The organism is Tenacibaculum sp. DPLXC6 (assembly GCF_056815515.1).
On the sequence record NZ_CP141806.1, the window covers coordinates 775,001 to 797,044 of the forward strand.

The following is a 22,044-nucleotide window of genomic DNA, read 5'->3' on the forward strand; positions in this document are numbered from 1 at the left end:
TACATTTAAGCCCTGGTAAGGTTCCTCGCGTATCATCGAATTAAACCACATGCTCCACCGCTTGTGCGGGCCCCCGTCAATTCCTTTGAGTTTCAATCTTGCGATCGTACTCCCCAGGTGGGACACTTATCACTTTCGCTTAGTCACTGAGATAAATCCCAACAACTAGTGTCCATCGTTTACGGCGTGGACTACCAGGGTATCTAATCCTGTTCGCTCCCCACGCTTTCGTCCATGAGCGTCAGTATATACGTAGTAGACTGCCTTCGCAATCGGTATTCTAAGTAATATCTATGCATTTCACCGCTACACTACTTATTCTATCTACTTCCGTATAACTCAAGTCAACCAGTATCAAAGGCAGTTCCATAGTTAAGCTATGGGATTTCACCTCTGACTTAATTGACCGCCTGCGGACCCTTTAAACCCAATGATTCCGGATAACGCTTGCACCCTCCGTATTACCGCGGCTGCTGGCACGGAGTTAGCCGGTGCTTATTCTTACAGTACCGTCAGTTAGTTACACGTAACTAAGTTTCTTCCTGTATAAAAGCAGTTTACAACCCATAGGGCAGTCTTCCTGCACGCGGCATGGCTGGTTCAGAGTTGCCTCCATTGACCAATATTCCTCACTGCTGCCTCCCGTAGGAGTCTGGTCCGTGTCTCAGTACCAGTGTGGGGGATAATCCTCTCAGACCCCCTACCTATCGTCGCCATGGTAAGCCGTTACCTTACCATCTAGCTAATAGGACGCATAGTCATCTTGTACCGATAAATCTTTAATTAAAAAATGATGCCATTTCTCAACATTATGGAGTATTAATCTTCATTTCTAAAGGCTATCCTCCTGTACAAGGCAGATTCTATACGCGTTACGCACCCGTTCGCCGGTCGTCAGCAAAAAAGCAAGCTTTTCCCTGTTACCCCTCGACTTGCATGTGTTAAGCCTGCCGCTAGCGTTCATCCTGAGCCAGGATCAAACTCTTCATTGTATAATCTTTAATATTATAAATGTTAAGTTCCAAAAGAATTTCTAACTTCGTAAAGTTATGGTTATTCTACTCTTTGTTTTACGCTGTCAATTTCAATATTTTCAATGAACTTGGTGAACCTCCAATAATAAGCGTTAACTCATCTTTTCAATCCAACCTTTTGTAGAAATACTAGACTCGAACTAGTGACTTACTGTCTTCCAAAATTTCTGTGATCGTGTCGCTTCGTGAAAGCGGATGCAAAACTACAAACTCTTTTTAACCTGACAAAACTTTTTTTGAAGTTTTTTTTCGTTTGCTTGCTACACTATTTTAATGAACTGTTTCCCTAAAATTCGGACTGCAAAGATACTCACTTTATTTCTTATTAAACAAGAAAAATTTAAACTATTTTTTAACCTTTTCTTTAAATATCTTAAACCCTATTTTAATGAACTCTCGCTAACTTCTTAGCTTACCGCTTTTCCGTTTGCGGGTGCAAATATAGATACCTTTTTCCATTCAACAAGCATCTTTTTTGCCTTTTTTTGAAACTATTTTTTAATACTTTAAAATCTAATTAGTTACATACAAAAGTTTTTTTCAATACACCCCTCTCATACCTTTGTTTACTCCTTTTATATCTATTTGGATGCATATAATATGGAAGTACATATAGCTGTTATAGTACTTAATTATGAACTCTAGTAATAAGTCTAACCCCTAATTTGTTTACTTTTTCTTTCGTTTTCGCTTCTTTCGCATCTTTGCAAACATCTCCTTATACTCGGATACGTCAACATATCCCCTACTTTTCGATACAATTACTAAATAGTTCTTGCGTAATTTAGGCTCTTGATACTCTAACTTATCTTCTATATATGCTCGCTGTATTATATCTTCTACTAAATAATCCTCATTCTCTGTTTCTGGTTTGTACTCTGACTTTAATGATAACTTAAATAAATTTGCTGTGGTATTATACCAAAAGGCTTTCCAACCACTTCTTAATTCTTTTACATTATCAAAAGCTGTTTTTCCTGTTTGACGGTGAATTAACTTTAAAAGAATTCTTCCTTCTGTTCTTGTTAACTTCTTTAAAGGTGCTGTTAACTCTTCTTCTAAATACTTCTGAATTCTTTTTATGTATTTTCTTTTTTTACTTTTTGATTTAACTCTAGCTAAACGTGAGTTTACACTATCTACTCTTTTTGCCGCTAAAATTGCATAAGGATATGCTTTGAATACTTTTTTACGAAGCCAATAATAATATAGAATATCTTTTTTTTCCTTAAACTTATGTTTTGGAAGTACTGTTACTTCATTTAGCTCTATCATCAAACTATCTCCTTCTCTTATCAAAATATATTCGTCATTAAAGTTTGGTAATGTATCTTTAATTTGTGCACTTAATGTTGCTACGAATAATAATATATATATGTATAGTAATTTTTTCATTTGATTTTTTGATAAGCAAAAGGATTCCAAATGTATCATTTCTCTTTTAAAACAAAAAAACTCATGAAGTATTTCATGAGTTTTTTATTTATTTTTTGCTATTTCTTATTATTCTGCCATAATTGAAGCTGCTACTTGCTTATAAGTTCCGTTCTCTAATTTTTCACGGATTGCAGAAAATGCTTCGATTGTTTCATTTACGTCTTCAATTGTATGACGTGCTGTTGGAATTAACCTTAGTATTATTAATCCTTTAGGTATTACTGGATATACTACAATTGAACAGAATACACCGTGATTTTCTCTTAAATCATTTACCATTGCCATGGCTTCTGGAATTTCTCCTTTTAAGTATACTGGTGTAATACACGTTTGTGTTGTTCCTAAATCAAAACCTGCTTCACGTAAACCTGACTGTAATGCATTGGTTATTTTCCAAAGGTTTTCTTTAAGTTCAGGCATAGTACGAATCATATCCAAACGTTTTAAAGCACCTTTTACCATTGGCATTGGTAAAGATTTTGCAAACATTTGAGATCGCATATTATATTGTAAGTACTGAACTACATCTTTATCTCCTGCGAAAAATGCTCCAATTCCTGCCATAGATTTTGCGAACGTCGCAAAGTATACATCTATTCCGTCTTGTACTCCTTGCTCAAATCCTGTTCCTCTTCCTCCTTCTCCTAAAGTTCCAAACCCGTGTGCATCATCTACTAATAAACGGAAGTTATATTTTTCTTTTAAAGCTACGATTTCTGCTAAACGTCCTTGTTCTCCTCGCATACCGAATACACCTTCAGAAACTAACAGAATTCCACCTCCTGTTTTTTCTGCCATTTTGGTGGCACGCTTCAAGTTTTTCTCACAGCTTTCTATATCATTGTGACGATAAACAAAACGTTTTCCTGCATGTAAGCGAACTCCATCAATAATACATGCATGTGTATCCATGTCATATACTATGATATCGTCTTTTCCTACTAAAGCATCAATTGCTGATACCATTCCTTGGTATCCGAAGTTTACTAAATAAGCTGATTCTTTTCCTACAAACTCAGCACACTCCTGCTCTAGTTGTTCATGGTATTTTGTGTGACCTGACATCATACGAGCTCCCATAGGGTATGCCATTCCGTCTGTAGCAGCTGACTCTCCATCTACCTTTAAAACTTCTGGATGATTTGCTAACCCTAAGTAGTCATTAATACTCCAAGTTATTACTTTTTTTCCATTGAAAGACATACGGTTAGAAATTGGTCCTTCTAATTTAGGAAACACATAATATCCTTCTGCTTTATCTGCCCATTTTCCTAAAGGTCCCTTATCTCCTTTAATTCTTTCAAATAAATCTTTAACCATTGTTATTTTTGATTTTTATAGGATGCGAAAGTAGTGCTTTTTAACAGATTTTCAAAAATTACCTACTGTTTCATTTTCAATAAATAATAAAAACACTACTTAATTAAACCTATAAAGTTCTTCAGTTTTTAGGATAAAATGTTTGATTTTAACTCTTCTATAAATGGTTGTTTATATAATCTTTTTCCTAATGCTTTATGAATTGCATTAGCTACTGCTCCTCCTGCTGGTGGCAATCCAGGTTCTCCTAATCCTGTTGGTGCTATTTCATTTTCTACGAAATGTACTTCTACTTTTGGAGTCTCATTTATTCTTATTAATCGATAATTATCAAAATTTCTACTTGATGGTTTTCCTTCATTAAAGGTTAAATTACCATACATAGCATGTCCAATACCATCAATTACTCCTCCTACTACTTGGTTTTTTGCTCCTGTTGGATTTACAACGATACCACAATCAACAGCTGCAACTACTTTTGTTACCACGGGGACTCCTTCTTTTAACTCTACTTCAGCTACTTCTGCTACATGGGTATTATGACTGTAATAAGCTGAAAAACCTTGATAAACTCCTTCTTTAGCTTTACCCCAGTTTCCTTTTTCAGCAGCCAACCTTATTGCATCTTGCATTCTTTTTCCTGAGTACTGAATTTTTTTGTCTTTCGTTTCTTTTACATTTTCTAGTAAATCTAAACGCAATTGTACTGGATCAACCTCTAGCTCTTGTGCTAATTCATCAAAAAAGCATTGTTCTGCATATCCTAAAAAGTTGGTATATGGTGCTCTCCAAGCTCCTGTGCTAATATTACTATTATAGTTTCCTGTTGATACTTTATAATTTGGAATACATCCTGCTGGAAAGAAATGTGGAACCAATCCATACATATTATCATTTATGGCTGCCTCTTTTAAGTGATATCCTGTAACTTTTCCATCTTTAATTGACGCTGCTATCCTGTATTTAATTGCTGGTCTAAATGTACCACTTGTTACATCTTCTTCTCTTGTTGAAACCATTTTTACTGGTTTTTTAGCTTTATCGGATATTTCTAGTGCTTCGTACACAAAATCGCCATATAATCTTCTTCCAAACCCTCCTCCCATTCTTGTCATTTCTACATGAACTTGTTCTACATCACGTCCTAACATTTCGGCAGCAACTCTTGCTACAAACTCTGGCGTTTGTGTTGGTCCTACTAGATATATTTTTTCTGGAGTTACATTAGCAAAAAAGTTCATCGGCTCCATACAATTATGAGGTAAAAAAGGTGAGTGATAAGTACGTTCAATTACTTTATCTGCTTCTTTAAAAGCTTTTTTCACATCTCCATCTTCTCTTCTTACATCTAAATCATTAGATTCTAACAAGTTTATTAGCCTTTCATCATGAAGTTTTGTGTCTTCTAACTTAGAACTATCTTTCCACACTGCTTTAATTGCTTTTGCTCCTTTGATTGCTGCCCAAGTATTATCAGCTAACACAACTACTTTATCTGTTTTTGTTAACTTGAATGTCCAATTAGTTTTTCCTGACTCAATAAAATTTCTTGCTTTTTCTCCTATTGTTATAACATCTACTACTCCAGATATTTTTTTTGCTTCTGTAGCATCATACGATTCAAGTTCTTGTCCGAAAGCTGGAGGTCTTACTACAGCTGCATAAACCATTCCTTCTTCTTTATAATCTAATCCAAATAAAGGTTTTCCTGTTACTATTTTTTCTACATCAACATTTATAGCATCTTTACCTATGATAGAAAACTCTGAAGGTTTCTTCAATGTTACATTTTCTGGAACTTCTAAAGTAGCTGCTTCTTTAACTACTTCACCATACCCTAAAGTTTCTCCTTTTGCATTTGTAATAACTCCTCTTGAAGCTGAACATGTAGCTGCATCTACCCCCCATTTTACTGCTGCTGCATTAATTAACATTTGCTTAGCAGTTGCTCCTGTTTGTCTTAAAACAGGCCAGCTTACTCGAATAGACCCACTTCCTCCTGCCAATTGACGAGTATAATTTTTTGTATCTAACGGAGCTTGGACTACATGTACTTTATTCCATTCAACATCTAATTCTTCAGCAACAATCATCGGCATTGATGTTTTCACTCCTTGTCCAATTTCTGGATTGGGAGAGTATATAGTTACATAACCTTCATCGGATATTTTTATGAATGCATTAAAATCATTGAAGTTCAGATTCTCAACATCTACAGATGGTTTTACATTAGGTTTACAGGCAGTAAATAGATTAAATCCAATCATAATACCACCACTAGCTAATGCAGAAGTTCTTAAAAAGTTTCTTCTGCTAAACGTAAAGTTTTTTTCTTGTGTACTCATGATTGAAAGTTTTTAAGACATTTTATCTGCAGCCAATGCAACTGCCTTCTCTATTCTATTGTATGCAGCGCAACGACAAATATTACCTTGCATTGCTTCTCTTATCTCTTCTTTTGAAGGATTTGGGGTTTCTTTTAAAAAAGAAGCAGCTGTCATAATTTGACCTGCTTGACAGTAACCACATTGTGGGACGTCTACTTCTTTCCAGGCTTCTTGTAATGGATGATTTCCTTCGGTTGACAACCCTTCAATGGTTGTTATTTCTTCACCATCCAACATAGAAACTTGTAATTGACAACTTCTCATTGCTGTTCCGTCTACATGAACAGTACAGGCTCCGCATTGTGCTATTCCACAACCGAATTTAGTTCCAACCATATTGAGTTCATCTCGTAAAACCCACAACAATGGTGTATCAGCATCTGCCTTAAAGGACACCGACTTTCCGTTAATTTTTAATGTATAATTTGGCATTTTGGCTAATTTTTGTTTGTCTCGTGTAAGTTACAAAAAATATAAATGCCTGTTTGTTAATGAAGTTCTTTTAAGATAATTTTAAATAAAAAGAGAGGCTCTAGCCTCTCTTTTTCTATTTGTTTTGTAAAAACGTACTTACGTTTTTCTCTATTCTCTCGAGTACGTTTTCAGTATTTGCTTTCACAAAATTTTCTCCTGTGATTTGCTCGTATAGCTCAATATATCTATTTGAGATTTCAATAACTTTTTCATCAGACATTTCAGGGATTTCTTGTCCTTCTTTTCCTTGAAATCCGTTTTCAATTAGCCACTGGCGTACAAACTCTTTTGATAATTGTTTTTGCTTTTCTCCTTTTTCTTGACGTTCTGCATATCCATCAGCATAAAAATAACGAGAAGAATCTGGTGTATGGATTTCATCAATTAATACAATTTTACCATCTCTTGTTTTTCCAAATTCATATTTAGTATCTACTAAAATCAATCCTCTTTTAGCTGCTAACTCAGTACCTCTTTGAAATAGTTTTCTGGTATAGTCTTCTAAAACTAAATAATCTTCTTCTGAAACAATTCCTTTAACTAAAATATCTTCACGAGAAATATCTTCATCATGCTCTCCATTATCTGCTTTTGTAGATGGTGTAATAATTGGCTCTGGGAACTTATCATTTTCTTTCATTCCTTCTGGCATTGCTACCCCACAAAGCGTTCTTTTTCCTGCTGTATATTCACGAGCCGCATGCCCCGATAAATATCCACGGATAACCATTTCTACTTTAAAAGGTTCACATAAATGACCCACTGCTACATTTTCATCTGGATTTGCTAATAACCAATTCGGAACAATATCTACAGTATCGTTCATCATTTTAGTAGCAATTTGGTTTAAAATTTGTCCTTTAAAAGGTATTTGACGCGGTAAAATTACATCGAAAGCAGAAAGTCTATCAGAAGCAATCATTACCAACAACTCGTCATTAATATTATAAACTTCTCTTACTTTTCCTTTATAAACTTCTTTTTGTCCTTGAAACTGGAAGTTTGTCTCGTTAATTGTATTCATTGTATGTTGTTGTGTTGTTGCCGCAAATGTAAACTAATCACTAAATACTGACAACTAAAAACTACTCGGTTTCTATACTTTTATAAGCTGAAATAATTCTTTTAACTAATCGATGACGGATTACATCTTTATCATCTAAATACACCTGAGCAATTCCATCAATATCTTTTAACGCTAATAACGATTCTTTTAATCCTGATACTTGTCTTCTTGGCAAATCTATCTGACCTGGATCTCCAGTTATAATAAATTTTGCATGCATTCCCATACGTGTTAAGAACATCTTCATTTGTGCATGCGTAGTATTTTGTGCCTCATCTAAAATAACAAAAGCATTATCTAAAGTACGTCCACGCATAAAAGCTAGTGGAGCTATTTGTATTACTCCTTTTTCTAGATGTGATTCTAATTTTTCATGAGGAATCATATCACGAAGTGCATCGTACAAAGGTTGCATGTATGGATCTAATTTCTCTTTTAAATCTCCTGGAAGAAAACCTAAGTTCTCTCCTGATTCTACCGCAGGTCTTGTTAAAATAATTCGTCTTACTTCTTTTTCTTTTAATGCTTTTACAGCCAAAGCAACTGCTGTGTATGTTTTACCTGTACCTGCTGGTCCAACTGCAAATAGCATATCATTTTTTTGCATTAACTCAACCATTTTACGTTGGTTAGCCGTTTGCGCTTTAATTAACCTACCACTAACACCGTGAACTAATACATCTTTTGCATTTCCAGATTTTCGTATTTCTTCTTCCTTACCTGTTGATGTTAAGATACGCTCTATACTATTTTCATCTAGCTTGTTATACCTATTAAAGTATTTGATAAGCATTTCTAATCGCTTTTCAAATTCATTTAATAATTCAGGTTCACCAAAAATCTTAAGTTTATTTCCTCTAGCAACTATTTTTATTTTAGGAAAGAATGTTTTTAACTGAGTAATAGTGCTGTTTTGAGCTCCAAAAAAATCGTTTGGGTTGATTTCTGTTAATTCAATTACGCGTTCGTTCAAATGATAAAAGTTTTAATATTATTCACACTAAAAATAATGATTATTTTTCTTGAATTACGTAGTTTTGTTTAAAATTTCAGCATAATTTTTCACAAATTAATTAACAAACACCTAAATTAATGTCTCTTATTACATTAACTACTGATTTTGGAACGAAAGACCACTTTGTAGGTGCTGTAAAAGGAGCTATTTATTCTGAGTTACCTGATGCAAAGATTGTTGATATTACGCATGAAATCTCTCCTTTCAATATTACTGAAACGGCTTATATTTTAAAGAATGCTTATAAAAGTTTTCCTGATAAAACGATTCATGTAATTGGTGTAGACTCCGAGTTAAGTGTAGACAATAAGCATATTGCTTTAGAGTTGGACAATCATTATTTTATTTGTCCTGACAATGGATTAATTTCTATGATTGCTTCTGAAATTAAACCTACTAAAATTGTTGAAATTAATATTCACGATCGTATTGAAAGTAGTTTTCCTGTTTTAGATGTTTTTGTGCAAGTTGCTTCTCATATTGCTCGTGGTGGTAGTTTAAGTGTTATTGGTAGAGAGATTGAAACTTATAAAAAGATTGTTGAAATTAAACCTAAAGTAAACGAACAGCAAACCATTATTTCAGGAGGTGTTATTTATATTGATAATTACGGAAATGTGATTACCAACATTAGTAAAAAACAATTTAATACCATAGGAAAAGGTCGTGATTATAAAGTAACAGCAAGACGTTATACCTTTTCTAAAATTTACAGTCGATATAATGAGATTGTTGATTTTTCGGTGACTGACAAAAGACAATACGATGGTGAAAAGTTAGCTATTTTTAATTCTGCAGGTTTTTTAGAAATTGCTATTTATCGAAGTAATTTAGAAACGGTTGGTGGAGCTTCTACTCTACTTGGTTTAGAATATCGCGATACTATTACCATTGAATTTGAAAACCCTATTAAACCAGAATTTACACCTATAAATTAAATTTATGTTTGTACGAATTGTAAAAATGAGCTTTCAGCCAGAAAAAATTGAAGAGTTTTTAAACAACTTTAATTCAAAAAAAGAGTTTATACGAAACTCACCTGGTTGCCGTTTATTAGAATTATACAGAGACAAAACAAATCCGAATATATTTTTCACTTATAGTTATTGGGATACTGAGCAAGATTTAGAAAACTACAGGAATTCTGATTTATTTAAAGGCGTTTGGGCACAAACCAAAGTTCTATTTAATGACAAGCCTCTTGCTTGGAGTGTAAATAAAGTTGAATCGTTAACTTAATGAATTTATTCAGTCCTTTTCCTGTTTTACATACACCTCGGCTTGTACTAAGAAAACTTGTTGATAATGACAAAGAGGCTGTTTTTAAAATTCGTTCGAATTCAGTAGTCAATAAATTTATTGATAGAAAGATTCCTAGTGATATTTCTGATGTGGAAGATTTTATAAAACTAATTGATGAATTAGTACTTAAAAACGAAGGTATTTACTGGGTTATTGAAAACAACAACGAGGTTATAGGCTCTATTGGTTTACGTCATTTTAACGACAATTTTTCTTATGCCGAAATTGGCTATGAATTACATCCTGACGCTCACGGAAAAGGTTTTATGAGTGAAGCTTTAAAAGAAGTTATTCAATTTGGTTTTAGTTCACTTAACTTGAATGAAATTGAAGCTTATACTCATAAACACAATAAAGGTTCTATAAATTTGTTAAAAAGGTTTAACTTTAAATTACGTCCCAATAAAAAAGATAACGACTTCGAGAATAATGTTATTTTTGGACTTCTTAAAAACGAACAATAGTATTTTATGCTACCACTACTAAAAAAAGAATTTAACTCATTTTTTGCCTCTCCCATTGCCTATTTGGTTATTGGAGTATTTTTACTTGTAAATGGCTTATTCTTATGGGTATTTAAAGATAATTTCAACATTTTAAATGCAGGGTTTGCCGATTTAAATAGCTTTTTTTATTTAGCTCCATGGTTGTTTTTATTTCTGATTCCTGCTATTACAATGAAAAGTTTTGCAGATGAGTTTAATAGTGGAACCATTGAAATTTTAAAAACCAAACCACTTACCGATTGGCAAATTGTGCTGGGCAAATTTTTTGCTTCGCTTTTACTCGTTATTATAGCATTATTACCTACGTTAACTTATGCTTATACTGTGTATCAATTAGGAAGCCCTATTGGAAATTTAGATGTAGGTAGTACAATTGGTTCGTATTTAGGATTGTTATTTTTAGCATCAACCTATACTGCTGTAGGGTTATTTACTTCTACCCTTTCAAATAATCAGATTGTAGCATTTATTGTAAGTGTATTTATCACTTTTGCTTTATTTTACGGGTTTGATGCTGTCGGGTCTTCTTTAAGTAACTCAGAATATGCCTTACAACAATTTGGTATTAACGAACACTTTAAAAGTATTAGTCGTGGTGTAGTAGACACTCGTGATTTAATCTATTTTATCAGTGTTACCTTCTTCTTTTTATTCATCACTAAACAACAGTTAAAAAATGAATAAGAAATTACAACACATCGCATTAGCAATTATAGGGCTATTAGTTATTAATTATATAGCAAACTCTGTATATAAACGTTTCGACTTAACACAAGACAAGCGATATACCTTATCGGAAGTAAGTGAAAGTCTTATTGATAAAATTGATGCACCACTAACGATTCACGTATTTTTAGAAGGTGATTTTCCTGCGGAATTTAAGCGTTTACAAATAGAAACACGCCAGTTTTTAGAAGAATTACAAGCTAAAAACTCTAACATCCGATTCAGATTTATCAATCCTGATAATATTCGTGAACGTTTGGTAAAAAGAGGAATGATGCCTAGCCAGTTAACTGTAGAAGAAGATGGAAAGTTATCTGAAGCTATTATTTTTCCTTGGGCAGAAATTACTTATGATAAAAAAGTAGAGTTAATTTCTTTACTTCCTAACTCAATTGCTAAAACGCAAGAGGCACAGTTACAAAATGCTATTGAAAAATTAGAGTATTCTTTTGCTAATGCGTTACATAATGTTACTCTAAAAGAAAGGCAAAAAATAGCGGTGTTAGCTGGTAATGGAGAACTTCAAGATATTTATCAATATAGCTTGTTAAGTGAAGTTGGTAAAAAATACCGCTTAGCCAAATTTACATTAGATAGTGTGGCAAGCAATCCGCAAAAAACCTTGAAAGATTTACGCAATTATGATTTAGCGATTATTGCAAAACCTACTGAACGTTTTACTGAAGAAGAAAAGTTTACCGTTGATCAGTTTATAGCAAACGGTGGTAAAAGTTTATGGATGCTGGATAATAACTATGCGGATACTGATAGTTTATACAATGAAGGGAAAATGTTAGCATTTCCTCGTGATTTGAATTTAACTGATTTATTGTTTGGATATCAAGTTCGTGTAAATAATAAACTAATTCAAGATTTATACTCGGCTAAAATCCCTTTAGCTACAGGAAATGTAGGAAACCAAACACAGTTCCAACACTTAAACTGGTTTTATCATCCGTTAGTTAATGGAAATCCGAACCATCCGATTACCAAAAATGTAGCACCTGTTCGTTTTCGTTTTGCTACTCAAATAGATACTTTGAAAGGGAATTTGAAAAAAACTCCGTTATTAGTGACTTCCGTGCTTACCAAACAAACAGGAACTCCTAATTTTATTGAGTTACAAAGTATTGCGAAAGAACCTAAAGAAAATGAGTTTGCTTCAGGTCCACAATTATTGGCTGTTCTTTTAGAAGGTAATATTCCTTCTGCATATAAAAACAGAATAAAACCTTTTGATACTCCTGATTTTAAAGCTGAGAGCACAAACAATAAAATGATTGTAATTGCTGATGGTGATGTAGGTAGAAATCAGATTTTAAAAGGAAAACCACACGATTTGTCCTTAGATAAATGGACGGGAGAACAGTTTGGGAATAAAGAGTTTTTAATCAATGCTATTGATTATTTATTAGATGATTCTGGATTGATTCAACTGCGTAATAAAACCATTCAAATTAACTTATTGGATAAGCAACGTGCTTTTGCTGAAAAACGTTTTTGGCAATTTATCAATATTGGTATTCCATTAGTGCTATTAGCACTGTTTGGTTTTGGCTTTAATTACTGGAGGAAGAAGAAATATCAATAAGTGGTTAGTGGTTAGTGGTTAGTGGTTAGTGGTTAGTGGTTAGTGGTTAGTGGTTAAGTTATTTTTTAAATACGTGTAAGAGAAGAAAAAATTAATAATACATACTACTCACTTTTGACTAAGCTATATACGTAACAAATCATCGTATATAAATTGATACTTCAATTCATTTTGAAGTTTCTTACTGCTAATTATTTTATATTCCAATGGTTTTGAATCATCAAACTCTGGAATAGGTTTTCCTAGAGTTTTTCTAGCATTTATATAGAAATCTTCTCTGGTTGGGTGATCGTTTGTACAGGCATTAAAAACTTCACCAAAAACATTCTGTTCAATTATTTGTTCTATAATAGCAATACAGTCTTCTCTATGTATCATATTTACATAGCCTTTTGGATGCGGTATTTTTCTATCAGCAAACCAATTCCCTGGTTGTCTTTTTCCTCCAAATAATCCAGCAAAACGAATTATGGTTGTTTGAAAGTTATTGTTGTTTCTAAATAAGTTTTCTATTTCAACTAGCGGAGAATCTACAGTTTCATCTTCTTCAGTCATTTCCTTATTTAAACTAGGGTACACCGAAGTAGAGCTAATAAAAATTACTTTAGCTGTGTTTGATTTTTCTATAGAAGAAATCAACCTTTTAAAGTTTTCTATCTCTTTGGAAGTGATAGCTATGATTAGAACATCTGCATCTAAGAATTCTGATGAAATATGTTCGTCAGAAACATTAACTAAGTAAGGTTTAATTTCAACTGATTTTAATTCTTGAAGTTTATCTTTAGATGTTGTTGAACCTTTTATTTTATATCCCTTCTTTGTAAAATATATTCCTAATTCTTTGCCTAACCATCCGCAACCTAAAATACTAACATTTTTCATTACAACAACTATCGTCTTTTACTATTTTACATGAAACCACCGCTAATAAAGCTCCTATAATTGGTGCTAATATATACAACCATAAATGCTCTAAGTGACCAGAAATTAACGCTGGTGCAATAGAACGAGCAGGATTCATAGAAGCTTTAGTTATAGGTCCTGCAAACATAGCTTCTAACAAAACCACACCACCAATAGCTATACCTGCCATTACTCCTACTTCTTTACTTCCTGTAGATACATTTATTATCGTTAGCATTAAAAAGAAGGTTAATAACAATTCTAAAATAAAAGCTCGCCAAGGCACTACCGTTGGTAATGTTGCTCCGTAAAATTCACTTGTAGGAAATAATACCCAAAGCATAATACTTGCTAACAAAGCGCCTACTAATTGAGCTATGATATATTTAGGTACTTTTTTCCATGAAAATCTTTTGGCATAGGCAAAAGCAATGGTTACTGCAGGATTAAAATGTGCTCCAGAAATTTCTCCAAAGGCATAAATCATTGCCATCACTATCAATCCCCAAGTAATTGCAACCCCAATATGCGTCAAATCTGCTCCATTGGTAATTTCATTTACCGTCATTGCTCCTGTTCCACAGAAAATTAAAGCAAAAGTTCCTATACTTTCAGCTATATATTTTTTCATTTTATAAGTTTCTATCTACTAATTTTTTCTTTGAATAATTCTACTTGTCTTCTATGTCTTAATATATGCACAATAGCATGTTCAAATAATTGTTCTACATCATATTTCTGTCCCCATCTCACGTACACCTTTTTATTTGGATTTAATTCTTCTAGTTTAATATTAGGGTAATCTTTGAAGAGTTGCTCATTATAAGCGAACATTGTATCTAATGCTTTATTATACTCCAAAACAGAGTTTAGTTGCTCTTTTTCTTTATAAACTATATCTTCTCCTAACCACTTTCTTATTTCAATAACATAGGTATATCCTGCCCTAACTACATGTGTCAGTATTGTTTGAATTGACTTACAATCTTCATCTTTAGTCTCACTATCAACTATTTGAATCATTTCTTTTGAAGTAACATCTTTAATTACCTCCTTAAACTCTTCTATTGACTTTTCATACTCATCTAACAAAGCTCCAATAGCTCCATTATTTCTATATATTCTTTTTCTTACCATCCTTTCTTTAATTGCAAATATCTATTAAAACAAGACTACGGTATTTTAAGTTTTTGTTAACATTAATCCGAGGAATTCCTTGTAATTTTAACAAAACTAATTAAAAAACAAATCTATCAACATGAAAAAAATACTTTTAAGCTTGTTTGTTGTTGCTTTATCAACAAATATCAATGCACAATTAAAAACCCCAGCCCCTAGTCCTGCAGCTAAATTGGAGCAAACTGTAGGTTTAACAGATGTATCAGTTGAATATTCTCGACCAAGTATGAAAGGGAGAACTATTTTTGGAAATTTAGTTCCTTACGGAAAAGTATGGAGAACTGGAGCCAATAAAAATACAACTGTTACTTTTAGCGACGATGTTACTATTGATGGTAAAACCTTGAAGAAAGGAACGTACGCTTTATATACTAAACCAGGAAAAGATTCATGGGAAGTATTATTTTATTCTGATGCTAACAACTGGGGAACTCCTCAAAAATGGGATGACTCTAAAGTAGCTGTATCTACTACTGCTAAAGTTGAAGCTATGCCTGTGAAAATTGAAACGTTTACAATGTCTATTGACGATTTAACAAACAATTCTGCTGTGTTAGGAATTTTATGGGAAAATGCTTACGTAGGTGTAAAGTTTAATACTCCTACAGATAAGGCTGTAGAAAAAAGCATTGCGCAAGTAATGAGCGGACCTTCTGCCAATGATTATTTTTCTTCTGCTGTGTATTACTTACAAGAAGGAAAAGACATTAACAAAGCTAAAAACTGGATTAACAAGGCAGTTGATATGACTAAAGACCAACCTCGTTTTTGGTACTTACGTCAACAATCTTTAATCTTAGCTAAAGCTGGTGATAAAAAAGGTGCTGTTAAAGCTGCTAAAGCTTCATTAGCAGGTGCAGAAAAGGCTGGAAATGCTGACTATGTAAAAATGAATAAAGAGTTTATTGCTGAAATGAAGTAATTTTTCTACTAAACTTTTTTAATAAACAAAAAACTCGCCAATTGGCGAGTTTTTTGTTTATATCTCTATTTTATGTAACAAATTACATTGTTTTTCTACTAATACAGTATAAAACGGTTTACTATGAAAAATTTATATCGTAAAAAATCTTTGATGTTATTATCAATAGGGATTTTAACCATTGCCGCTTCACAAATACTTGCCCATTATTTAAAAGTATCAGACTTAATACTAGGTTTGAGTTTTGGTATAGGTATCGGTTTGCTAATTACAGCTATTGTGTTTAGGAATAAAGCATTAGTAAAGGCTAGTTAAAATCTTAAAATAAAAAGACTGTCAAAAAACAGTCTTTTTATTTTATAACTCCTAAGTGAATAATGCGTCCACCTGATTGGTTTACAGGATTTACACTCTTACCTACTACAATTCCTTTTTCTGGAGCGTAATATTTCTTAATTCTATTACCAAACACATCTCGTAGTGTGGCAATATGGTCTCCTTCTTCTACAATATCTCTTAAATCAACATGAACAGTAAGTAAGCCTCCTTCTTGTGTATATAACCAATAGGATTTTTCACAAACTACTGTATTTCTCTTAGAGGTTTCATATTCATCATCCGTAATCCCTAAATATGCCAATACATTGTGCACTCCTGCTACTCCACTTTTAATTATTTTCTTTTGAAAACTATGCGGATTACCTACTTCAATAGTAATAGACGGAATTCCTAATTCTTCTGCTGCTCCACGTAAAGTACCATCTGACGGAGGTGTATGTACTATAATTTCAGCATCTTGTAATAAGGCTAGTTTTTTAGTTACTTTATTATTCATATCACTTCTAATGTAAAATGAATTCACTCTACCAAAACTAGCTGTATGTAAATCCAATAAATAATCGAATTTCTTTACTACCAAATTCAAAAAACGATTGGCATATACTTCACTTGTATTTCCATTATCTTTTCCTGGCATAATTCTGTTAATATCAACTCCATCACTAAAAACTCTTGTTCCTCGAACAAATGAAGGTACATTAACCACTGGAATTCCTACGATTGTTCCTTTTAAATTTTCTGTATCTAAATCTTTAAACAATCGCTGGATAACTGATATTCCGTTCAATTCATTTCCATGAACCGCTGCTGTAAGCCCTAATACTATGCCATCTTCTTTTCCTCTAGCAACCATAACAGGAATATATGTAGGTATTCCCATTGCATTGGAAGTTACCTTTAACCAATAGTTTTTTATAGAGTTTTTAGGAGTTTGATTTACATCAAACTCAGTAATATATCCAATTTGGTGTCCCATATTTATACATTTAATATAGTTCGTTTAACAGCGTACTATCGTTGTTTAATGAAGTAAATAGCTTCTTTTTAAACTTTTTATTTGAATTTATTAAGCTAATACACATTTTATCGATAGCAATGGTAGAAAGTACTGTTTGGATAAAAGTTTCTATTAAATCATCTATTCCTAAACCTAGTTTGTTATAATCTCTTCTATCCATAATTAACAAACGATTTGTGTCAGATGTCCATTCATTTTCTCCTAACTTAACTGATAAATTGGTTCCTAACATTTGCCAAGAATCTTTACTACTTTCTAGGTCGTTTACCAAAGGTAACAATGCTCTTCTCGAATACATACACAATGGTTTTATTCCATCTTTAGTACTACTAATCATCATTCTAATGTCAGACACAAACGTTTCTCCTTTAGCATTTGGCATTGTACCAACATGGTAATATTTACCTTTTGTACTTACTGAGCTCCAATTATAATTACCTATTAAACTTTGTACAATAAAACGTTCATACTCGATTTCTAACTTCATAAACTCTTCTAGTTCTTGTTCATTAACAATCGTATAAACTCCTTGTCCGGCATTACTATAAGGTATCTTTACAACAGCTTGTCCGCCCATTTTTTTTACCCATAACGGTATTTCATTCTTGCTCACATCCCAAATAGTATCTGGTATGTTTATTTTCATTCCGTATTCTTCTAACTCGGTATTGTAAATATCATATGCTTTGGCTGCAACCATTTTATTTCTTCCACCAGCTAAACAAGTTATAATTGGATTTAAAATTTTTGTTTTACTATTAATGGGAAATCTATTCCATGGTTTTTGGGTTACATATCTAAAAATACCTCGCAACGGAATCCATTCTTCATCTTGTTTAAGGTAGAAAATTTCATTTTCTATCTTTATATGACTGTTATCTTTGTTTGAATAATATGGTACTAGAAAAACATCTTCTTTAAAAACATCTGCTATAACTGCTGCATAACCTGATGTTTCCATATAATTTTTATCGTAAAGTACTGCTAACCTACCATCTTTAACAAGTTTTCGTTTTTTCTCTAAAATAGGCTTAAAAGTTCTTTCAATTAATAAGCGATATACTCCGTCTTCTTTATTATCGTCAAGTAATGGCATTGACTTTTGACCTGATGGACATGAGTTGTTCTCAATAATAACCATGTTTTTATCTCCATCTGCTGATGTTGAGTTTATCAAATCTGCTCCTCCCCATAAAAAGTACTTACATTCATACGACAAAATCTCTCTAAGCTTATCAGCATTTACTTTAGGATGTAAATGGCAGTACCTAGCAATAATTCGTTCCTTATCTAGATTTAAAAAAAAGTTTACCATTGGGTGAATTGTGGCATTCAGCACCTTAGGATACCAATGGTTCTCGTTATTAAATGTATTAGGTTTTATAAGTTCTATTGTTTTCATTATTCTTTTAAAAATTTATTATCTCTTGTAAATGGTTATTTCCACACAATTAAAAATAATAAAAAAACAAACTACCTTACTTTTACCCTCGTTAATTTATAAACATATTTTAGGTTTTGTTTAAAAATAAAAAACGCTCACCACTGGTGAACGTTTTTCTTTACGTTGTATGTAGGTTGATTTACTTTTTCTGTAAAAAATATAATTTAGCTATCTCTCCTGTTATTTCTTTACCTTCAATATCTAATTTCTGAATAGCTCCTTCTACTACTTTTAACTTATAAGGTTCTTTTTCATCATTTAGCAATGTGATAACAGTTCCTGTAATATCCCATTTAAAGCTTCCTTCAACTGTATCTTCTTCGCCTTTTCCTAAATACTTTGTAGTTATTGTATAAGCACCGTTATCTTTTAACTGAATAGTGGTTTTAATTCCCTCACAGTCTGCACATGGTAATATTCCTTCATATTTACCTTTCCAGTCTAACGAGTTTTTTGCATTATGACCATCATTCAATGCTTTAATTGGATTTGTAGTTACATTACCATCCATTTCTTTAGATACAATTATTACTAATGAAGGACGTGTAGTATAACTAGTTTCATTTCCTTCAATAACAGAATAGTCAAAATTAATTTCTTCTCCTGTTTTAGTAAGAGATATTGGTTGAAGTTCTATTAATTTGTTACTAGCTTCAACAGTTACTGCAATTACATACTCCTTCTCAAAATCAATTGGAGTTAGTTTTCCATCTTCTCCCATTACTGTTGCCGCTCCAAAATACTTTTCAAACTCCTCTCTGCTATTTATTTTACTAGGCAATTTAGTTACATCATTTTTAATAAAATATCTTGAAGCAACTTTATATGTTACTGTTACAGTTTCATTTGTTTTAGTAGTTTCTTCTTTTGTATCCTTTGATTTATTGCTACTCAAGTTACACCCTACAAATGCAGACACAACAAGTAATAACGCTCCTAAAAATTTAAATCCTCTCATTTTTTCATAATTTAGTTTAAAGCTTATAACCCCATACTTAACTTTATTTTTTTATTTAAATACGACGTTTATCCGCAAGTTAACAAATATTATACCAATAGAATTTAACTAACTTTCTTTTTAAAAACACATTTTAATTTATCTCTAAATCAATTGAATTTTACTAATTCCTTCTATGTCTTCTTAAAAATCGAATCTATAGTTTGCTTTTAAAGCTATCCCCCAGTTTTTACGTGATATATCTTGATTATAATTATCCGAAACAACTACATATATGTACGATAGCGGTTTATATTCCCATTGTAAACGACTATTAATATTAAAGTTATCAAACTGAGTATTGTACTGCACATAAGTAGTCCAATTTAATCGATTAGAAAAAAATATTTCTCCTGTAAAACGTGCTAAATGAAAGGTTTCTCTTCCTAATTCTTTTAAATTTATTCTATTTCTTTCATATAGAACTTGCAAGCGTGCTAAGGGCATTAATCTATATTGAGCATTTACGCTAACACCGTTTTTATAACCACTGTAATAACTCCCATAACTAATATTACCGCTGTATTGAAACTTTTTATTATCGGCTGAGGCATACCCAAAACCTGCATCGAAATACTTATACTTTCCTGCTGTTATAGCTTTTCCGTTATTTAAAGGGTCAAATGCATATTTTAGGTTTACATATTCATGACGAAATCCACCATACAAAAACGATTGATCTTTAAATACTAAATCATTATTTAATACTGTAGTCGACTGACTAATATCTCCTTGATCATCCCAATAGGTATCATTAGATAAGTTCAAATAACGATGATTATCGAAGGTTTTAGAATTTTTATAAAATTTGGTTAAACTAATACGACCACTTGTCTGAGTATATCCTTCACGTATAACTTCATTTAAAATAGCGTCATGGTTATATAAACGTGGTACAAAACCAACATCTGTAATATAATTTTTTTCAACTTTTCTTATTCCTGCATAACCAGAGACATTTATGTTATTGTACCAAACTTCTGTGTTATAAAATTTATTATTTCCTGAAATATTACTTGTTAAACTACCTGCAAAATTTGCAAGCCCAGTCCATCTATTATTTTTTGATTGATAGTTTAGGTTAATTCCAGTAATTCTATTAAAGTCATCCATAAAAGAAAAACCATCAGTCTCTTGCCTATTAATAAGGTACCCAGTTGCTGTGAAAAGCTTAGATAATTGTTGTTGCACTACAAATGCTCCATAATTCTGAGCAGGATTATCGTTTTTCGCTTTTGTTGCAACATTAAGTATTCCTAGTCGTGTTTTTTTAGTTACATTTCCAGATAATTTTAACCCAAAAGAAATTTCACTATCTGCTCCTATACGTCTGGAATAAAAAGGATTTACTCCTCTTACTCCTAAACTTGTAAATAGGTCACTATTCTCTAAGAAAAAGTTACGGCGTTCAGGGAAAAATATAGAGAACCTACTTAAGTTTGTAACTTGTCTGTCTACATCTATTTGCGAAAAGTCAGGGTTTATAGTAGCATCTAACTTTAAAGAAGAACTTATATTAAATTGTATATCTACACTTGGTTTTACCATAGTATCTTCAACATCATTGATTACATCTTCAGAATAGTTCGTTATTACAGATGGGGTTACAACGAATTTCGATGACTTATTCTTTGACAAATTTTCTACTTCGAATACTTTGGCAAATCGTAAATCGAATTGTTTATAATTACGATCTATTAAAGTGCTAGTTGTCCACTCATTCAGCTTAATGTTTCTTGTATGAAACATGACTCCCCATTCAGCAGAATCAATCTTGTAACCCAGTGCTTTTAAGGGAATTTCTATTTCAAATATTTTTAAATTTCCTTTTACTGAAGTTCTAGCATTCCACACAGTATTCCAACTAGTGCTTACTTTAAAACCATCTCCATTTCTAGATACTAATGCATCTACTAAAGCACCTCCCATATTAACAATAAAAAAATAACCTGATTGTTGTTGGTTGTAGGTATCAAGAATTATAGCAAAAGAGTCACTATCTGCTCCTGAAGTTCCAATATCATCCCTTTTTAAAGAACCTATTTGAACAACATCTGTTGTATCTTGGTACACAGCACTTATGTATAATTTTTTACCATTATGAAACATTTTTACCTCAGTTTTGTTAGAAGCTAAATCTCCATTATTGGGTATATAGTTAAGAAATTCTCCTTCGGGAATTAATTTGTTCCATATAGGTTCATCTAATTTTCCATCTAATTGAATATCACTATCACTGAAAATTATTTTACTTGCTTCTACCTCCGACTGAGCCTGAATATAAAACACCCCAAAAACTAACATTAAAAAAAATACAACTTTCTTCATTTACTTAAATTAAAAATTAACAAAGTGCTATCATCTTTAAGCACATTTAGCAAACA

At 32.3% G+C, this 22,044-nt stretch carries 20 protein-coding genes and 1 rRNA gene (1 of these 21 running past the window's edge); 7 read left to right on the plus strand and 14 right to left on the minus strand.

Annotated features, from left to right (window positions below):
- The 7 genes from VCM48_RS03515 to VCM48_RS03545 form a co-directional block, all read right to left on the minus strand.
- Positions 1-992: ribosomal RNA gene (locus VCM48_RS03515) — 16S ribosomal RNA — on the minus strand (it extends 532 nt beyond the left edge of the window).
- A 711-nt stretch (positions 993-1,703) separates the two neighbouring features.
- Positions 1,704-2,429, minus strand: a complete 726-nt coding sequence (locus tag VCM48_RS03520; protein WP_482271636.1) for a DUF4294 domain-containing protein — start codon at positions 2,427-2,429, stop codon at positions 1,704-1,706.
- 108 nt (positions 2,430-2,537) lie between these two features.
- Positions 2,538-3,791: a cysteate-C-fatty acyltransferase gene (capB, locus tag VCM48_RS03525; protein WP_482271637.1), complete on the minus strand. Its 1,254-nt coding sequence runs from the start codon at positions 3,789-3,791 to the stop codon at positions 2,538-2,540.
- Positions 3,792-3,919: 128 nt separating this feature from the next.
- On the minus strand, positions 3,920-6,136 hold the full coding sequence (locus VCM48_RS03530; protein ID WP_482271638.1) for a xanthine dehydrogenase family protein molybdopterin-binding subunit: 2,217 nt from the start codon (positions 6,134-6,136) through the stop codon (positions 3,920-3,922).
- Between the two features lie 12 nt (positions 6,137-6,148).
- The gene (locus tag VCM48_RS03535; protein ID WP_482271639.1) at positions 6,149-6,610 is read right to left on the minus strand and encodes a (2Fe-2S)-binding protein; all 462 of its coding nucleotides are present in this window, start codon (positions 6,608-6,610) and stop codon (positions 6,149-6,151) included.
- 115 nt (positions 6,611-6,725) lie between these two features.
- Positions 6,726-7,676 carry a phosphoribosylaminoimidazolesuccinocarboxamide synthase gene (locus tag VCM48_RS03540; protein ID WP_482271640.1) on the minus strand — a complete coding sequence of 317 codons (951 nt, stop codon included), beginning with the start codon at positions 7,674-7,676 and terminating at the stop codon, positions 6,726-6,728.
- 61 nt (positions 7,677-7,737) lie between these two features.
- Positions 7,738-8,691: a PhoH family protein gene (locus tag VCM48_RS03545; RefSeq protein ID WP_274640969.1), complete on the minus strand. Its 954-nt coding sequence runs from the start codon at positions 8,689-8,691 to the stop codon at positions 7,738-7,740.
- A gap of 119 nt (positions 8,692-8,810) precedes the next feature.
- Between VCM48_RS03545 and VCM48_RS03550 the strand changes: the two genes are divergently transcribed.
- The 5 genes from VCM48_RS03550 to gldG are packed head-to-tail and all read left to right on the plus strand — an operon-like array spanning position 8,811 to position 12,858.
- Complete coding sequence (locus tag VCM48_RS03550; protein WP_274640970.1) at positions 8,811-9,671, plus strand: SAM hydrolase/SAM-dependent halogenase family protein; 861 nt, start codon at positions 8,811-8,813, stop codon at positions 9,669-9,671.
- A 4-nt stretch (positions 9,672-9,675) separates the two neighbouring features.
- The gene (locus tag VCM48_RS03555) at positions 9,676-9,972 is read left to right on the plus strand and encodes a putative quinol monooxygenase (RefSeq protein WP_482271641.1); all 297 of its coding nucleotides are present in this window, start codon (positions 9,676-9,678) and stop codon (positions 9,970-9,972) included.
- Positions 9,972-10,499: a GNAT family N-acetyltransferase gene (locus VCM48_RS03560; RefSeq protein ID WP_482271642.1), complete on the plus strand. Its 528-nt coding sequence runs from the start codon at positions 9,972-9,974 to the stop codon at positions 10,497-10,499. Before VCM48_RS03555 ends, VCM48_RS03560 begins: the two co-directional genes overlap by 1 nt.
- Positions 10,500-10,505: 6 nt before the next feature.
- Positions 10,506-11,225 (plus strand): gliding motility-associated ABC transporter permease subunit GldF, encoded by a 720-nt coding sequence (gldF, locus tag VCM48_RS03565; protein WP_482271643.1) that lies wholly within the window; start codon positions 10,506-10,508, stop codon positions 11,223-11,225.
- On the plus strand, positions 11,218-12,858 hold the full coding sequence (gene gldG / locus VCM48_RS03570; protein WP_482271644.1) for a gliding motility-associated ABC transporter substrate-binding protein GldG: 1,641 nt from the start codon (positions 11,218-11,220) through the stop codon (positions 12,856-12,858). The genes gldF and gldG overlap by 8 nt, the downstream gene beginning before the upstream one ends.
- Positions 12,859-12,981: 123 nt before the next feature.
- Here gldG and VCM48_RS03575 read toward each other — a convergent pair whose 3' ends face one another.
- From VCM48_RS03575 to VCM48_RS03585, 3 genes are read right to left on the minus strand one after another with little or no spacing between them, the layout of a single operon-like run.
- Positions 12,982-13,740, minus strand: a complete 759-nt coding sequence (locus VCM48_RS03575; RefSeq protein ID WP_482271645.1) for an NAD(P)-binding domain-containing protein — start codon at positions 13,738-13,740, stop codon at positions 12,982-12,984.
- Positions 13,727-14,392: an MIP family channel protein gene (locus tag VCM48_RS03580; RefSeq protein WP_482271646.1), complete on the minus strand. Its 666-nt coding sequence runs from the start codon at positions 14,390-14,392 to the stop codon at positions 13,727-13,729. The genes VCM48_RS03575 and VCM48_RS03580 overlap by 14 nt, the downstream gene beginning before the upstream one ends.
- 11 nt (positions 14,393-14,403) lie before the next feature.
- Positions 14,404-14,898: a DinB family protein gene (locus VCM48_RS03585; protein ID WP_482271647.1), complete on the minus strand. Its 495-nt coding sequence runs from the start codon at positions 14,896-14,898 to the stop codon at positions 14,404-14,406.
- A 121-nt stretch (positions 14,899-15,019) separates the two neighbouring features.
- Here VCM48_RS03585 and VCM48_RS03590 point away from each other — a divergent pair, with 121 nt between their 5' ends.
- Together VCM48_RS03590 and VCM48_RS03595 are read left to right on the plus strand one after the other, a co-directional pair.
- A complete protein-coding gene (locus tag VCM48_RS03590) occupies positions 15,020-15,862 on the plus strand; it encodes a DUF2911 domain-containing protein (protein ID WP_482271648.1) in 843 nt (280 codons plus the stop codon).
- 123 nt (positions 15,863-15,985) lie between these two features.
- Complete coding sequence (locus tag VCM48_RS03595) at positions 15,986-16,177, plus strand: hypothetical protein (protein WP_482271649.1); 192 nt, start codon at positions 15,986-15,988, stop codon at positions 16,175-16,177.
- 37 nt (positions 16,178-16,214) lie between these two features.
- Here the strand turns inward: VCM48_RS03595 and VCM48_RS03600 are convergent, their stop codons facing one another.
- From VCM48_RS03600 to VCM48_RS03615, 4 genes are all read right to left on the minus strand, one after another.
- Complete coding sequence (locus VCM48_RS03600; protein WP_482271650.1) at positions 16,215-17,177, minus strand: succinylglutamate desuccinylase/aspartoacylase family protein; 963 nt, start codon at positions 17,175-17,177, stop codon at positions 16,215-16,217.
- Positions 17,178-17,187: 10 nt separating this feature from the next.
- Entirely contained in the window at positions 17,188-18,621 is a 1,434-nt protein-coding gene (locus VCM48_RS03605; protein WP_274640980.1) for an ATP-grasp domain-containing protein, read from the minus strand.
- A gap of 181 nt (positions 18,622-18,802) precedes the next feature.
- On the minus strand, positions 18,803-19,621 hold the full coding sequence (locus VCM48_RS03610) for a copper resistance protein NlpE (protein WP_482271651.1): 819 nt from the start codon (positions 19,619-19,621) through the stop codon (positions 18,803-18,805).
- A 183-nt stretch (positions 19,622-19,804) separates the two neighbouring features.
- Positions 19,805-21,988 carry a DUF5916 domain-containing protein gene (locus VCM48_RS03615; RefSeq protein WP_482271652.1) on the minus strand — a complete coding sequence of 728 codons (2,184 nt, stop codon included), beginning with the start codon at positions 21,986-21,988 and terminating at the stop codon, positions 19,805-19,807.
- Between the last annotated feature and the right edge of the window lie 56 nt (positions 21,989-22,044).